This is a genomic window from Pseudovibrio sp. Ad26, assembly GCF_001623285.1.
In the GTDB taxonomy this organism is placed as follows: Bacteria; Pseudomonadota; Alphaproteobacteria; order Rhizobiales; family Stappiaceae; genus Pseudovibrio; species Pseudovibrio ascidiaceicola.
Window position 1 is genome coordinate 38,429 of record NZ_LMCE01000015.1, and the last position, 13,820, is coordinate 52,248.

Annotated in this window: 11 protein-coding genes; 7 read left to right on the plus strand and 4 right to left on the minus strand. The window is 52.3% G+C overall.

Annotation, left to right across the window (positions count from 1 at the left end; genetic code table 11):
• The first annotated feature begins 125 nt into the window (after nt 1-125).
• The 6 genes from PsAD26_RS03000 (at nt 126) to PsAD26_RS03025 (ending at nt 7,465) form a co-directional block, all read left to right on the plus strand.
• A complete protein-coding gene (locus tag PsAD26_RS03000; protein ID WP_063286495.1) occupies nt 126-2,303 on the plus strand; it encodes a primosomal protein N' in 2,178 nt (725 codons plus the stop codon).
• A 214-nt stretch (nt 2,304-2,517) separates the two neighbouring features.
• On the plus strand, nt 2,518-3,078 hold the full coding sequence (locus PsAD26_RS03005; RefSeq protein ID WP_082830495.1) for a F0F1 ATP synthase subunit delta: 561 nt from the start codon (nt 2,518-2,520) through the stop codon (nt 3,076-3,078).
• Nucleotides 3,078-4,607 (plus strand): F0F1 ATP synthase subunit alpha, encoded by a 1,530-nt coding sequence (gene atpA, locus PsAD26_RS03010; RefSeq protein WP_057462968.1) that lies wholly within the window; start codon nt 3,078-3,080, stop codon nt 4,605-4,607. The genes PsAD26_RS03005 and atpA overlap by 1 nt, the downstream gene beginning before the upstream one ends.
• A gap of 33 nt (nt 4,608-4,640) precedes the next feature.
• A complete protein-coding gene (locus PsAD26_RS03015; RefSeq protein WP_063286421.1) occupies nt 4,641-5,528 on the plus strand; it encodes a F0F1 ATP synthase subunit gamma in 888 nt (295 codons plus the stop codon).
• Between the two features lie 25 nt (nt 5,529-5,553).
• Entirely contained in the window at nt 5,554-6,978 is a 1,425-nt protein-coding gene (gene atpD / locus PsAD26_RS03020; protein ID WP_063294865.1) for a F0F1 ATP synthase subunit beta, read from the plus strand.
• A 79-nt stretch (nt 6,979-7,057) separates the two neighbouring features.
• Nucleotides 7,058-7,465, plus strand: a complete 408-nt coding sequence (locus PsAD26_RS03025; RefSeq protein ID WP_057462965.1) for a F0F1 ATP synthase subunit epsilon — start codon at nt 7,058-7,060, stop codon at nt 7,463-7,465.
• Nucleotides 7,466-7,598: 133 nt separating this feature from the next.
• Here PsAD26_RS03025 and PsAD26_RS03030 read toward each other — a convergent pair whose 3' ends face one another.
• The 4 genes from PsAD26_RS03030 to PsAD26_RS03045 all read right to left on the minus strand — a co-directional run bounded on the left by PsAD26_RS03030 (nt 7,599) and on the right by PsAD26_RS03045 (nt 12,695).
• The gene (locus tag PsAD26_RS03030; protein WP_057462964.1) at nt 7,599-7,814 is read right to left on the minus strand and encodes a hypothetical protein; all 216 of its coding nucleotides are present in this window, start codon (nt 7,812-7,814) and stop codon (nt 7,599-7,601) included.
• A 382-nt stretch (nt 7,815-8,196) separates the two neighbouring features.
• The gene (locus tag PsAD26_RS03035) at nt 8,197-9,825 is read right to left on the minus strand and encodes a molybdopterin-binding/glycosyltransferase family 2 protein (protein WP_063309224.1); all 1,629 of its coding nucleotides are present in this window, start codon (nt 9,823-9,825) and stop codon (nt 8,197-8,199) included.
• A gap of 1 nt (nt 9,826) precedes the next feature.
• Nucleotides 9,827-10,885: an XdhC family protein gene (locus PsAD26_RS03040; RefSeq protein WP_063309225.1), complete on the minus strand. Its 1,059-nt coding sequence runs from the start codon at nt 10,883-10,885 to the stop codon at nt 9,827-9,829.
• Nucleotides 10,886-11,084: 199 nt separating this feature from the next.
• Nucleotides 11,085-12,695, minus strand: a complete 1,611-nt coding sequence (locus PsAD26_RS03045; RefSeq protein WP_063309226.1) for a phosphoenolpyruvate carboxykinase — start codon at nt 12,693-12,695, stop codon at nt 11,085-11,087.
• A gap of 424 nt (nt 12,696-13,119) precedes the next feature.
• On the opposite strand from PsAD26_RS03045, the gene PsAD26_RS03050 reads away from it, so the two are divergent.
• A complete protein-coding gene (locus PsAD26_RS03050) occupies nt 13,120-13,818 on the plus strand; it encodes a response regulator transcription factor (protein ID WP_063286425.1) in 699 nt (232 codons plus the stop codon).
• Nucleotides 13,819-13,820 lie beyond the last annotated feature (2 nt).

Here is a 13,820-nt window from a genome sequence, read left to right on the forward strand (position 1 = left end):
GCTAAAGCGTATTCCCGAAAACTGGATTTCGGTTTTAGGATAAGAATGCGCGGCAAAACCAGCAAGTGCTCAACAAGGAATGGAGTTTCGTGAGTCAGCAAACTGAGTTTTTTGGCAACGGCCAGATGTGTGAACCAGAGGTTATTGTACCTGTGCTGGTTCCTGTCGCTGTCGCAGGTGCTTATTCCTATAAAGTACCCGCTGACATGGACGTACGCCCCGGTTCCATCGTGCGTGTGCCTCTTGGCCCGCGTGAGGTGATCGGTGCCGTTTGGGATGGAGAACCAGACACAAAGGTTAATCCCAAAAGGCTGAAAAGCATCCTGCATGTCTACGATACGCCCCCAATCGCTGAAGATCTTAGGAAATACATAGACTGGGTTGCCGCATGGACGCTGGGCGCTCCCGGCATGGTTTTGCGCATGGTGCTGCGTTCTGAGGAGGCTTTGGAACCAGAAACGCTGCTCTCTGGTGTGCGCTACATTGATGGCATGCAGCCGGACCGCATGACACCTGCGCGCTCAAAAGTCATGGAACTCGTCGAAAATGGCATGGCATGGACACGCCCCGGTTTAGCGGGAGCTGCTGGTGTCAGCTCCTCGGTCATCGACGGCCTTAAAAAGCAAGGCGTGCTGGAAGAAGCAATGCTGCCAGCAACCCCGCCACTACCGGATCCTGATCCATCTCTTCCGGGCAGAAAGCTGACAGATCTTCAGGAAGGTGCCGCGAATCAGTTGTGTGAGTCCATCGGAAAAGGCTTCAAAGCCTTCCTTATCGATGGGGTGACAGGGTCAGGAAAGACCGAAGTTTATTTCGAAGCCGTCGCCGAAGCTCTCAGAAACAACGAGCAGGCTCTGGTTCTCATCCCCGAAATTGCGCTCACCAACCAGTTTTTGGAGCGGTTTGAGCAGCGATTTGGGGTCAGACCAGCCGAATGGCACTCGCAAGTACCTCCAAAACGACGCGCAAGAACGTGGCGGGGAGTCGCAAATGGCGAAGTGAAGGTCGTTGTAGGTGCGCGGTCAGCACTTTTCCTTCCTTTTCACAGGCTAGGTTTGCTGGTCGTGGATGAAGAGCATGATACAGCCTACAAGCAAGATGATCGCGTTCCCTACAACGCTAGGGATATGGCCGTTGTTCGGGGGCATATCTCTGGTTTCCCTGTCGTGCTCGCCAGTGCAACACCATCTGTGGAAAGTCAGGTAAATGCAAAGCTGGGCCGATACAGGAAAATCGTGCTTCCAGTGCGTGCTTCCGGTGCGGAAATGCCAGTAATCAAAGGCATTGATATGCGCTGCGATGGGCCTGAGCGGGGCAAATGGCTGGCACCTGCACTGGTCAATGAGATTCAGGAAACACTGACCAACGGTAATCAGGTTCTGCTCTTTTTGAACCGTAGGGGTTATGCCCCACTGACCCTGTGCAGAACCTGCGGCCATCGGTTCCATTGTGAAAACTGCTCAGCTTGGCTTGTGGAGCACCGCTTTAAGGGCAAATTGGTATGTCATCACTGCGGCTATTCACAGCCTGTACCGGATAAATGCCCGGAATGCAGTAAGCCCGATACACTGGTTGCATGTGGTCCTGGCGTGGAACGAATTGCTGAAGATGTCTCAGCGTTATTTCCCGAGGCGCGCGTCCTTGTTCTCTCCTCGGATTTACCGGGCGGAACAGAGCGCATAAATCGCGAAATGAAGCTCGTTGAAACGGGCGAAGTTGACATTGTCATCGGCACGCAATTGGTCGCCAAAGGGCATAACTTTCCGCTAATGACCCTTGTAGGGGTGGTTGATGCTGATTTGGGTCTTGCAAATGGCGATCCAAGGGCAGCAGAGCGCACTTTCCAGCTTCTGGCTCAGGTGACGGGACGTGCTGGCCGAATACACGGAAAAGGCAGGGGATTGCTGCAAACTTACAACCCTGACCAGCCCGTTATAAAGGCACTTCTCTCCGGAAATCCCGAAGAATTTTACGCTGCGGAAATCGAGTCGCGAGAAAACGCCGGCCTGCCTCCATTCGGCAGACTCGCAGCATTGATTATCTCTGGAGCGGATAGAACTCTCACCGAAAAATTTTCCAAAACTCTTGCAGTAAATAGTCCTAGTTCGGAAGGCGTTCAAATCCTCGGTCCGGCAGAGGCTGCAATGGCGCTGGTGAGGGGCAGATATCGGTTCCGTTTGCTCGCAATCGCACCCCGGAGTGTTGATTTACAAGGCTTTCTGAGAAACTGGTTGTCTGCCGCTCCCAAGCCAACTGGCGGTATCAGAGTGCAGGTTGATGTTGACCCCCAAAGTTTCATGTAGTGCTGCGCAGAAAGTTTGATACCTCAATGTATGCGTTGGAATACCTACGCCATGTTGCAAGGTGTTCAAGCGTGTGCTATGCGAAGCGCGGCTTTATCGGCACGGTTATCTCAGATTGTGCCATTCAAATTGAATTAGACGCGACTTATCAAGGATTTGGATTTCCGGCGAGCCAGCCGCCAGAATCTTGTATGCGCGGGAGAGCACGGATCCAGTGACTGACAACGTATCTCTCATTTCGGGCGTGGCCTTGCGTTATGCTTCTGCGCTGTTGGACCTTGCTGAGGAGCAGGGTGCGACGGCAGAGGTGGAGAAGGGTCTCGACCAGTTTGAGGCACTCTTGAACGAGAGTGCTGATCTTGATCGTCTTATCAAGAGCCCCGTTTTTAGTGCAGACGCTCAATTAAAGGCGATCTCTGCTATTTTGGAAAAGGCCGGAATTTCCGGCCTGACCGCAAATTTTGTGAAGTTGGTTGCCCAAAACAGGCGCCTCTTTGCCGTTCCAGGCATGATTCAGGGTTTCCGTGAGCAGCTTGCTGCAAAGCGTGGAGAAGTTACTGCTCTAGTAACCTCTGCAACGGAATTAAACGCTGAGCATGTCGCAGCTCTTAAAGAAGCACTCAACGCTTCTACGGGCAAGAATGTGAAGATTGTAGTGAAGGTGGACTCATCCATTCTTGGTGGTCTGATCGTGAAGATCGGCAGCCGGATGATTGATACGTCACTGCGAACCAAGCTCAACTCTCTTAAGTTCGCGATGAAAGAGGTCGGTTGATGGATATTCGGGCTGCGGAAATTTCCGCTATCCTCAAGGACCAGATCAAGAACTTCGGCCAAGAAGCTGAAGTGACTGAAGTTGGTCAAGTACTTTCCGTAGGCGACGGCATTGCCCGCGTTTACGGCCTGGACAACGTCCAGGCGGGTGAAATGGTTGAATTCCCAGGTGGTATCCGGGGAATGGCATTGAACCTTGAAACTGACAATGTCGGTGTTGTTATCTTCGGTAGCGACCGTGACATTAAAGAAGGCGACACGGTAAAACGTACCGGCGCTATTGTGGAAGTTCCAGTAGGTAAGGGTCTGTTGGGTCGCGTTGTCGATCCACTCGGTAACCCAATCGACGGCAAAGGTCCGATCGAATCTACTGAACGTCGTCGCGTTGACGTGAAGGCACCAGGCATTCTGCCTCGTAAGTCCGTTCACGAGCCAATGTCTACAGGTCTTAAAGCGATTGATGCTTTGATTCCAATCGGACGTGGTCAGCGCGAATTGGTGATTGGTGACCGTCAGACCGGTAAAACCGCTATCATCCTCGACACCTTCCTCAACCAGAAGCCTTTGCACGCATCTGACGACGAACACGAAAAGCTGTACTGCATCTATGTTGCGGTTGGCCAGAAGCGTTCAACTGTTGCTCAGTTCGTGAAAGCTCTGGAAGACGCTGGTGCTCTGGAATACTCCATCGTTGTTGCTGCAACAGCGTCTGATCCTGCTCCATTGCAGTATCTGGCACCGTTCGCAGGCACCACAATGGGTGAGTACTTCCGCGACAACTCCATGCACGCTGTGATCGGTTATGATGACCTTTCCAAGCAGGCTGTTGCGTATCGCCAGATGTCCCTGTTGCTCCGTCGTCCACCAGGACGTGAAGCGTACCCTGGTGACGTGTTCTACCTGCACTCCCGTCTGCTCGAGCGTTCTGCGAAGCTGAACGAAGATCACGGCCTCGGTTCTCTGACCGCGCTGCCAGTGATCGAAACTCAGGGTGGTGACGTTTCTGCGTTTATTCCGACCAACGTGATCTCCATCACCGACGGTCAGATCTTCCTTGAAACCGATCTGTTCTTCCAGGGCATTCGTCCAGCGGTTAACGTTGGTCTGTCAGTTTCTCGTGTGGGCTCTTCCGCTCAGATTAAAGCGATGAAGCAGGTTGCTGGCCCGGTTAAGGGTGAGCTGGCTCAGTACCGTGAAATGGCTGCGTTCGCGCAGTTTGGTTCTGATCTGGATGCAACCACTCAGAAGCTTCTGAACCGTGGTGCACGCCTGACCGAATTGCTGAAACAGCCGCAGTTCTCTCCGCTTAAAACGGAAGAACAGGTTGCAGTGATCTTCGCTGGTGTGAACGGCTACCTGGACGATCGTCCGGTTGGTGAGGTTCGCGAGTTTGAAGCTGGCCTGCTGCGCTTCTTGCGTGCAGAACATGCAGACCTTCTCTCCGCTATCTGGGAGAAGAAGGCACTCGACGCCGATTTGACTGACAAGCTGAAAGCTGCAGTGGAAGCTTACGTCAAGACCCTCGGTTAATTCGAAGCAACGGGATAAGGAACGAGAGCGCCCATGGCGAGCCTCAAGGACCTAAAAAACCGCATCGCTTCGGTCAAAGCGACGCAGAAAATCACCAAGGCCATGAAAATGGTGGCCGCGGCGAAACTGCGTCGTGCCCAGGATGCTGCAGAAGCAGGTCGTCCCTATGCTGAACGCATGGGGACAGTACTTGGCAATCTTGCAGCTGGGTTCGAAGGTCGGGATGATGCGCCGAAGCTGATGACGGGTACAGGACGGGATCAGACACATCTGCTCCTCGTCTGCACAGCAGAGCGTGGCCTCTGTGGTGGTTTCAACTCGTCGATAGCACGTCTGGCACGTGAGCACGCAGACAAACTTCTTTCCGAAGGTAAGACGGTCAAGATCGTCACCGTTGGTAAGAAGGGGCATGATGCCCTGAAGCGTGGCTACGGTCAGCACATTGTAGAGAATATCGAACTACGCGGCCTGAAATCTGTTGAATTCAGCGACACAAAGCACATCGGCGATCTCGTCATGGAAATGTTCCAGGATGAGAAATACGATGTTTGCACACTGTTTTACGCGCAGTTCCAATCGGTAATCAGTCAGGTTCCGACCGCCAAGCAGCTCATCCCAGCTCAGTTTGAAGCGAAAGATGAAGCTCAGGACGGTTCCTCTGAGGACGCGCTTTATGAATACGAACCAGGTGAACAGGAGATCCTTGAGACCCTTCTGCCACGTAACGTCGCTATTCAGATTTACAGCGCAATCCTTGAAAACGGTGCCTCCGAGCAGGGCGCGCGCATGGCCGCTATGGACAGTGCAACGCGTAATGCCGGCGAGATGATCGACAAACTGACAACGACGTACAACCGTCAGCGTCAGGCACAGATCACGACGGAACTGATTGAAATTATTGCGGGCGCGGAAGCGCTCTGACCGAGTTGAGACGAGGATTTAAGTGATGGCTGACACGAAAGTCGGACAGATCACGCAGGTAATCGGCGCTGTTGTCGACGTTCACTTTCCAGGTGAACTCCCTGCAATTCTGAACGCTCTGGAAACTGACAACGGCGGTAACCGTCTGGTTCTCGAAGTTGCTCAGCATCTGGGCGAAAATACAGTACGTACAATCTGCATGGACGCGTCCGAAGGTCTCGTTCGTGGTCAGGAAGTACGCGACACTGGCGAACCTATCGCAGTTCCTGTTGGTGATGGCACTCTGGGCCGCATCATGAACGTGATTGGTGAGCCTGTCGATGAAGCTGGTCCAATTGAACATGATGCCAAACGCGGTATCCACCAGGAAGCTCCAGCATTTGTAGAGCAGTCTACAGAAGCTGAGATCCTTCCAACCGGCATTAAGGTTGTTGACCTTATCGCTCCTTACGCAAAGGGTGGTAAGATCGGCCTGTTCGGTGGTGCGGGCGTTGGTAAAACCGTTCTCATCATGGAATTGATCAACAACGTTGCTAAAGCACACGGCGGTTACTCCGTATTCGCTGGTGTTGGTGAGCGTACTCGTGAAGGTAACGACCTTTACTGGGAAATGATCGAATCCGGCGTGAACAAGGAAAAAGGCGGCGAAGGTTCTAAAGCTGCTCTTGTTTACGGTCAGATGAACGAACCTCCAGGAGCACGTGCACGTGTTGCTCTGACAGGTCTGACCATTGCGGAAGACTTCCGTGATAAAGGCCAGGACGTTCTGTTCTTCGTGGACAACATCTTCCGCTTTACGCAGGCTGGTGCTGAAGTGTCCGCACTTCTCGGCCGTATTCCTTCTGCTGTGGGCTATCAGCCTACACTTGCTACCGATATGGGCGGCATGCAGGAGCGTATTACGACCACATCTAAAGGTTCTATCACTTCCGTACAGGCCGTTTATGTTCCTGCGGATGACTTGACTGACCCTGCACCTGCTTCCACATTTGCTCACTTGGACGCGACTACGGTTCTTAACCGTGCGATCGCTGAAAAAGGCATCTATCCTGCAGTGGATCCACTGGATTCCTCCTCTCGTATGCTTGACCCGCGCATCATCGGTGACGAGCACTACGAAGTTGCGACCCAGGTCCAGGAAACACTTCAGCGCTACAAAGCACTTCAGGACATCATCGCCATCCTTGGCATGGATGAACTTTCTGAAGAAGATAAGCTGGTTGTTGCTCGCGCACGTAAGATCGAGCGCTTCATGTCCCAGCCGTTCTTTGTTGCTGAGGTGTTCACTGGTTCCCCAGGTAAGCTGGTTGCGCTCGAAGACACCATCAAAGGCTTTAAAGGCCTTGTTGCTGGTGAATACGACCACCTGCCAGAAGCTGCATTCTACATGGTTGGCTCTATGGATGAGGCAATCGAGAAAGCGGCTAAGCTGGCTGAGGACGCTGCTTAATCTCGGTTCTTTTGAACCGGTGACTTCTTTGGGTGACGCTTTTAGCGTCACTCTTAGAAACGGATAGAGGATGAGCTAAATGGCTGAAGCATTTCAGTTTGAGCTGGTTTCACCAGAGCGCCTTCTGCTCTCGGCAAAGGTTACTGACGTAATCGTGCCAGGCACTGAAGGTGAATTTGGTGTTGGCGCTGGTCACTCGCCGTTCTTGTCAACCATGCGTCCGGGTGTTGTTAAAGCGCTCAGCGAAGATGGTTCCAAGCACGAATACTTCGTGCGGGGTGGTTTTGCTGACGTTTCCGCGTCTGGCATGACTGTTCTGGCGGAACAGGCGATCCCGATGGCCGATCTTGATGCAGGTTACATCGCACAGCAGATTCAAGATGCGAGTGAAGATGTAGCTGATGCTAAGGACGAAGATGCACGTCAGGCTGCACGGCTGGTACTTTCCCAGCTGCAAGAGCTGCAGGCAGCTATCAAAGCTTCCTGATTGCACTTCGATGCCAAGAAAAACAAAAGCCTCGGCAGTGCCGAGGCTTTTTTGTATCTGCCTATGCAGAAAGCAGGCTCTTTAAACCGTTAGCGGGAGAAAAGAGCACAGGATGAACGAGCAGCCCAGTCGATTAGGCTGCAAGTCTCTTTTTATTTGCTGCTGCGTTTGCAGCGCGCATTTCCTCAGCACGCGCTTTGCGCTGCTCAGGTGTCTCGTAAACAATCGTGCGATGGTGGTCGCAATAAGAGCCATTTTCAGCGCGGTTCTTGCAAGGGAATGTATAGCTCCCGCTGTCACCTTCAGTCCACTTACACTGGCCCGCCTTAGGCATAACTGGTGCTTTCATTTACCTACCCTTGTTCTTTGGAGCCAGTCGATCAACACTTGCATGCACGCGGGAGGAGCGTGAATACCATGCTCGCCGTTGGATCGTTGGAACCATTTTTGATTATGGGATCACCGGAATTTTCTTTTGCTACATTAAAAGCAAACAAATTTACCGGACGGGAAAAAGATTATCTCTCCCCTTTCCAAATTGCTAGATATTTTTAGCTGTGTAAAAATGCTTACACAAGAAAATCTGGATAAAATATTTTTCTGATTTTTAATTGTGTAAGTAAAACAAATAGATAACAGAGTGGATGTGTATGCACCAATATTAACCACCACGCGAATTCTGCTGAATTGTTGTGGTTACTGCACTAAATTGATTCATCAATTGTGGCGAATTATGGTTTTTCAGAGTGCCTTCCCAGTACACCACCGGCATTGTGAAGTGCTTCGGGATCATCCAAATCACGTCGCGCAGCTTCTCCAAGCTCCACGGTATAAACCACCGAAGGATTCTGTTGAATGATTGGTTTGCCGCCAATATCACCTCGCAGACTGAGGAGATCATCAAAAAACGCACGATCCCAAAGCACTGGATTGCCTCGTTTGCCATGCGTTGTAGAGACGCCGATCAGCTGATCCTGCTTGGAATCGTGATTCTTTAAAAGCTTGTTGATGTCATCCGTGGATACGAAAGGCATATCACCGAGCAGAATGAGTGCAGCCTGTGATTGGTCGTTGACGCTCTCGATTCCCTTTTTGACGGAGGATGAAATACCTTCATCGTACTCAGCATTATGTCTGAACCGGATCGGCAACCCGGAAAGCGCCTCTTCCACCTTAGAGGCCATCGCACCTGTGACGACAATGAGCTCATTCAACTCACTCGCAAGCGCATGCTCGGCAACAAGCCGGACGACAGGCTTCCCATCAATAAGCGCCAGCAGTTTGTTGTGGTCTCCCATGCGAGAGGAGTTACCTGCCGCTAGTAGAATGCCGCTGCAGGTGGCTTTATCAGCCTCCTCAGAGAGAGGATGGTCTCGGGGGTGAGGACGACTATGGATTTCTTTCAAAAGCCCGCCAACCCCCATCGACATGATGTCTCTGCTGGTAACGCGGATATTGGCCAGCAAGCGCTGCAGGATCCAGTCAAATCCGTTCTCTTGCGGACTCCGCGCACATCCTGGCGCACCAATAACTGGGATGCCATTCAGCTCCCCAAGTACGAGCAGGTTGCCCGGATCAACCGGCATCCCAAAATGGATGAGCTCCCCACCAGCTGCTTGAAGAGCAGCAGGAATAACATCCCCTTGGTCCACCACCGCTGAAGCACCAAACACAACAATCAGATCAGCATCCTGCACTTGCTCTGTGCCAAGCGCATTCGTAAGAGCCTCTTCTTCGTGGGGCACACGCACATCCGCAGCAATCGTACTTGCTGCAATGTCCAGCCGCTCCTGCAAAACACGAAGGCTCTTTGCAATGACTGTCTCTTTCAGGTGCGGAAGCGTCGTGGAAATGACTGCAACCGATTTCGGCATATAAGCGGCCACGGAGATAGCCTCGGAAATCTTGTCCACAGCGCTCTGTGCCAGCTTCTGATCAACAGCCAACGGAATAATTTTCGCAGTCGCAAGCATGCGCCCTTCGCGAACTTCTGTGAACGGAGGCAAGCAGGCAAACGTGATAGCCGGATCAATCAGGTTAGCTTCTGTCACTTTCTCAGCATCTACCTGCAAAATCCCGCTTTGCGAGGCATAAAGGTTGGAGCGTCCGGTAAAGGGCGTAGAAGCAGAAACAGCTGCGCCGCAAGCATGGTTGGCCAGCAAAGCAGCGGCGTCATCTTCGTGCAGATCAGTTGCCTCAACTTGTGCAACAATCACCTCCGCAAATCCTGCTGCAATCAACTGGTTCACATCCGCATCACTGAGCTGATGTCCTTTGGAGAGGGAGAGGCCATTATGTTTGATGGAGTGGGCAAGGTAACATCCTGCACTCTCTGCGACTGATCTGCTTCCAAATTTCACGTCAGCCCGCCTTCTTCTGGTCTGCCTTGGTCCCACGCAAGGTCACAATGATCTCCGCAAGCACCGCCACTGCAATCTCGGCTGGGTTGGCTGCGCCAATATCAAGACCGATTGGCGCTTTGATACGGGCAAGGTCCTCTTCGCTCATGCCAGCCGCGAGAAAGCGCTCACAGCGTTTTGCATGTGTCTTGCGGCTTCCTAATGCGCCGACATAAAAGCAGCCAGCTTTCAGCGCTTCCATCAGCGGCACATCATCAATTTTCGGGTCGTGGGTCACCGCAGCAATGGCGGTAAAGGGATCTAATTTCAACTGCGCCATCACATCTTGCGGCCATTCAGCAAGCAACGGGACCTCAGGAAACCGTTCTTCGGAGGCAAACGCAGTGCGTGGATCGACAATCGTAATGTCAAACCCTGCTGTCTGAGCAATCGGAACCAGTGCCTGCGTGATGTGAACAGCACCCACCGCCACAATACGCGTGGCCGGAACCTGCATGCTCAGGAAGTACTCTTCGCCGTCTTGCGCCTGCACTCGTCTAGATTTGCCACTGCGAACACCGTTTTCAAAAGCAGCGGCAATGGCACCATCCTCTGCATCATCTCCATAAAGCATCACAGAGGACAGACCGGTTGCCAGATTGGTAAGCAGCGCTGCTGGTTGGCGTGCAGCTCTGGAAGTGTTCAGCAAGCGAACATGTCCGTGATCCGCCTCTGATGTCAGAGGCTCCAGATAAACGCCAATCTTGCCACCACAGGAAAGGCCAACGCGCCAGGCAGTTTCATCGGCAACGCCAAATTCTATCTTCCGTGCCTTGCCGTCTTCCAGCACATCCATGGCCTCAGCAACCACAGCGCCTTCCACACAGCCGCCGGACACTGATCCCTCGAACTCTCCACTCTCATCAATAATGAGATGGCTGCCGACCGGGCGCGGCGCTGAACCCCACGTTTCAATCACCGTTGCCAGCACCAGTTTGCGCCCCTCTGATTGCCAGCGCTCAGCAACACCAAGGACGTTGAGGTTTTTGGAAAGCTCTTGAGGCAACGTGGAAACAGACATGACAGGCTCGCAAATAAACAGGGTCCCTAAGCGTCCTCCTATGCGAAAAACCTGAGAGATCTCGCGTAGGACGATGCCCTAATAGAATGAGGAGCCTAGCCTGCTTGTTCAAGAGGATGCAACAACAGAACAGTGTTCAGTAAAACAAAAAAGCGCCGGGGCTTTCGCTCCAGCGCTCTCTTCGGGGGACTGATGATTACTATTCAGCAGCAATTTTGGTGATCGGGCCTGCATGAAGGACCAGATCATCAACGTGATCCTGGAAGATCTGGAAGTTCGCAGCGAACATGTCGACAAGCTTTGCGGCCTGCACGTCATATTCAGCCGGATTGCTCCAGGTGCTCCGTGGATCAAGGATACTGGTATCAACACCTGGCACGGCAACAGGAACCATAAAGCCGAAGTTCTCATCCTTGCGGAATTCAGCGGTGTTCAAAGAGCCGTCCAATGCAGCACGAAGCAGGGCACGGGTTTCTTTGATTGGCATACGGTGACCAATACCATACGCACCACCGGTCCAACCGGTATTCACCAGCCAGCAATCCACGCTGTGCTCACGGATCAGATCTTTCAGCAAAGCACCATATTCTGATGGATGACGCGGCATGAACGGCGCACCAAAGCAGGTGGAGAATGTCGCCTGCGGTTCAGTTACACCACGCTCTGTGCCGGCAACCTTCGCGGTGTAACCGGAAAGGAAGTGGTACATCGCCTGAGCATCACTGAGCTTTGCGATTGGAGGCAAAACACCAAACGCATCAGCCGTCAGCATGATGATGTTCTTAGGGTTCGGTGCGCGGCCACTTTCACTTGCATTCGGAATGAAGTGAATAGGGTAGGAGCAACGCGTGTTTTCCGTTTTGGAACCATCGTCAAAGTCTGGAACACGAGCGTCATCCAGCACAACATTCTCTAAAATGGTGCCGAAGCGCTGTGTGGTCGCAAAAATCTCTGGCTCGGCTTCAGCTGAAAGGCGAATGGTTTTCGCGTAGCAGCCACCTTCAAAGTTGAAGATGCCCTCTGGCCCCCAACCGTGCTCATCATCACCGATCAGCGTGCGGGCTGGATCAGCGGAAAGCGTGGTCTTGCCGGTGCCGGACAGGCCGAAGAAAACAGCAGCATCGTCGTTATCGCCAACATTCGCGGAGCAATGCATTGGCATCACACCGTCTTCTGGCAACATGTAGTTCAGCATGGAGAAGACGGACTTCTTCATTTCACCGGCGTAGGCAGTACCGGCGATCAGAACGATCTTGTTGGTCAGATCACAGGCAATAACCGTCTCGCTCCGGCAACCATGACGCTCTGGGTCAGCCTTGAAGCTTGGCAGATCGATGATGGTCATCTCTGATTCAAAGCTTTTCAGGTCTTCGCGGGACGGGCGAAGAAGCATGTTGCGAATAAAGTGGTTATGCCATGCCAGCTCGTTATAAACGCGAACGTTCAGCTGATGCGCAGGGTCAGCGCCTCCATAAAGGTCCTGTACATACAGGTCCATGCCTTCAGCGTGGGCCAGCATGTCTTGCAAAAGAACATTGAAGTTCTCCGGGCTCATCGCGCCACTGTTGTCCCACCAGATCGTATCTTCGGTCTTGGTGTCACGAACAACAAACTTGTCTTTTGGAGAGCGTCCTGTGTGAGCACCTGTTTCGGCACAAAGAGCACCGCCAGCGGCGATCTGTGCTTCACCATTCCTGATAGCATGCTCATAAAGTTCAGCTTCGGTCAGGTTCCAGTACACACTGTTGAGGCCCTTCAGTCCGAAGGTGTCACACCCAAACGCGGAATTCCGTAGTCCGAACTCGTTCATGTTCAGTAGTCCTTAATCGGCTCACTATTTAGCTTGCGTCATTCAATGGCACTGTGCCAGTGAATTTAGCGATAACGCCCCTTGGATGGGGCAGTCATGCTTACAAAAGCAAGACCAGAAATCCTGCGTTTTTCTATTAAACCGATTGAAATACGACCTTTTGCTGGCATAGATTTATTTTGCTTATAAAAATAAACTCTACACAAACTTGGTTTTCACTTTTAAGCGTTTAACGATACACTTCATGAAGAACACGTGGCACTTGGCAGGCGAAACCTTGTCAAAAGTAGCGCTAAATAAGGAATTTTTCCGAGTATCTTGCTAAAACAGGGTTTTGCCTTATTTCGAGGTTAGGGATCGCGCAAGTTAATCTCAAATCCCAACTAAGTAGCGAAACGTGCAAGAGAGGAATAAGGTCTCTGATATGCCAACGATTGCTCTGGTCGATGACGACCGTAACATTTTGACATCCGTCTCAATAGCTTTGGAGGCCGAAGGATATCGGGTCCAGACCTATACAGACGGAACAGTCGCACTGGAAGGGCTTCAGGCCGACCCGCCGGACCTTGCTATCTTTGATATCAAGATGCCGCGTATGGATGGAATGGAGCTGCTGCGCCGTTTCCGCCAGATGTCCGACCTGCCTGTGATCTTCCTCACGTCCAAAGACGATGAGATTGATGAGTTGTTTGGCCTCAAAATGGGCGCTGACGACTTTATCCGCAAGCCATTCTCCCAGCGTCTGTTGGTTGAGCGTGTGAAGGCTGTTCTGCGTCGTGCTGCACCGCGAGATCCTGCAAGTGCTGCGACTGAGACTTCCAAGTTGCTGGAACGTGGCAACCTTGTCATGGACAAAGAGCGCCATACCTGCACATGGCTTGCAAAGCCGGTCACGCTGACAGTGACAGAATTTCTAATTCTCTTTGCTCTCGCTCAGCGTCCGGGCGTTGTGAAAAGCCGTAATGCGCTCATGGATGCTGCCTACGATGATCAGGTCTATGTTGACGATCGCACCATCGATAGCCATATCAAGCGCCTTCGCAAGAAGTTCAAAGTGGTTGATGATGACTTTGATATGATCGAAACACTCTACGGTGTAGGTTATCGCTTCCGCGAGAACTAGTC

What these genes read in the sequence shown, in the direction of transcription:
- PsAD26_RS03000 (WP_063286495.1), top strand. Translation starts at nt 126, where the DNA reads ATGTGTGAACCAGAGGTTATTGTACCTGTGCTGGTTCCTGTCGCTGTC.
- atpA (WP_057462968.1), top strand. Translation starts at nt 3,078, where the DNA reads ATGGATATTCGGGCTGCGGAAATTTCCGCTATCCTCAAGGACCAGATC.
- PsAD26_RS03015 (WP_063286421.1), top strand. Translation starts at nt 4,641, where the DNA reads ATGGCGAGCCTCAAGGACCTAAAAAACCGCATCGCTTCGGTCAAAGCG.
- atpD (WP_063294865.1), top strand. Translation starts at nt 5,554, where the DNA reads ATGGCTGACACGAAAGTCGGACAGATCACGCAGGTAATCGGCGCTGTT.
- PsAD26_RS03025 (WP_057462965.1), top strand. Translation starts at nt 7,058, where the DNA reads ATGGCTGAAGCATTTCAGTTTGAGCTGGTTTCACCAGAGCGCCTTCTG.
- PsAD26_RS03030 (WP_057462964.1), bottom strand. Translation starts at nt 7,814, where the DNA reads ATGAAAGCACCAGTTATGCCTAAGGCGGGCCAGTGTAAGTGGACTGAA.
- PsAD26_RS03040 (WP_063309225.1), bottom strand. Translation starts at nt 10,885, where the DNA reads ATGTCTGTTTCCACGTTGCCTCAAGAGCTTTCCAAAAACCTCAACGTC.
- PsAD26_RS03045 (WP_063309226.1), bottom strand. Translation starts at nt 12,695, where the DNA reads ATGAACGAGTTCGGACTACGGAATTCCGCGTTTGGGTGTGACACCTTC.
- PsAD26_RS03050 (WP_063286425.1), top strand. Translation starts at nt 13,120, where the DNA reads ATGCCAACGATTGCTCTGGTCGATGACGACCGTAACATTTTGACATCC.